The 1,547-nt window shown below is 48.5% G+C and carries 1 protein-coding gene; it reads left to right on the top strand.

Annotated elements, in window-relative coordinates; translation table 11 throughout:
• Positions 1-1,547 (top strand): calcium-binding protein (locus QUB51_RS07470; RefSeq protein WP_445299847.1); only part of this gene is annotated, 1,547 nt, incomplete at both ends.

The following is a 1,547-nucleotide window of genomic DNA, read 5'->3' as shown; positions in this document are numbered from 1 at the left end:
GGGCAACGACAAAGTTCAAGGCGGCGATGATGATGACGAGATCGAAGGTGGTCTAGGAACCAATACTCTAATTGGGGGTAGTGGAAAGGATCGCTTTATTTACCGCACTTCTCGCCAAGAGATTCAAACAGTTGTAGAAGCTGACTTTATTACTGACTTTAGTGTCGATGACGATGTTTTAGAGCTTTCTACGGCAGCTTTTGGTAATCTCACCGTTTCTAGCTTGACCCGACTGGAGATTACTGCTACTTCTACTGTGGGGTCGATCGGCAGCGCTAACTTGCTCGATTTCAGCCTGGATACCACTGTTAACAGCATCGCGTCTTTGCAAGCGCGGTTTATAGCTTTGGGTGGCAACCGAGACGCGCCTACTTTCTGTCAGTTTATAGATGCCGAGACCGGTCGTGCTGTACTGGTATTTGCTGTTGGGGCGCGCTTTGAAGTTCTCACGAGTTTCTCGGCAAGCATTCGCCTGCAAATCAGTAACTTTGTCTTCACAGGCACGCCACTAAATGTTCCTGTAGGTACTGCTGGTGCTGACAATGTGAATTTCGGCACTTATCCGGCTGCCGTTAATTTCGATGGTTTAGCAGGCGATGACAACATTGTCGGCAGCAATTTTAACGATACCATCCTTGGCGGCGACGGCAACGATACCATCACCGGCGGCCTTGGTTTGGATGTCATAAGCGGCGGCAGTGGTGCGGATCTGTTTGTTTACAGGACAACGAAAGAAGGCGGCGATAAAATTGCTGACTTTACTGTTGGGGTGGACAAATTCGAGTTTAGCGCGAGCGCTTTCGGCAATTTGACTACGACTAACTTTGACGGTGTTAGCGGTTCAAATCCTGACATTACTGGCAAAGAGTTAGTGATTTTCACAGGCGGCAGTTATGCCTCTTTGCAAGATGCACAAGCTAAAGCCCTGGGCAATTCTACAACTGCTGGTTTCTTCGCCTTTACTAATGCGTCGAACGAAACAGAGTTGTATTTTGACTCGAACGGTACCGTAGCCGGTGGTTCGACCTTGATTGCGAATCTGGGTACTGCTGCTAGCAATCTGGGAACGGCGGACTTTGTATTTACAGGTACGATCGCATCTCCTGCTGGTACTACTACCAACTCAGGTAGCGTGGCCGATTTAACTGCTGCTGGAAACACTTTCCCAAGCGACTTTAACAATTTCGGTTCAGGTGTTGGCGGTTACAACTTCACTACTCCTGTGTTGTTTACCGGAGATGCGAAGGCTAACAGCGTCACGGGTACTGAGTTTGCTGACATCTTCAGCGGTGGTTCTGGTGCAGATATTCTGACTGGCGGTGCTGGTGCGGATCTGTTTGTTTACAAAGCAGTAGGCGAAGGCGGTGATACGATTACTGACTTTACCTCTGGAACTGACAAATTCGAGTTTAGCGCGAGCGCTTTCGGCAATTTGACTACGACTAACTTTGACGGTGTTAGCGGTTCAACTCCTGACATTACTGGCAAAGAGTTAGTGATTTTCACAGGCGGCAGTTATGCCTCTTTGCAAGATGCACAAGCTAAAG

Source organism: Microcoleus sp. AT8-A3 (genome assembly GCF_036705675.1).
GTDB lineage: Bacteria > Cyanobacteriota > Cyanobacteriia > Cyanobacteriales > Microcoleaceae > Microcoleus.
Note: the sequence above shows the minus strand (reverse complement) of the source record. Positions and strands in the feature narration are given on the sequence as shown.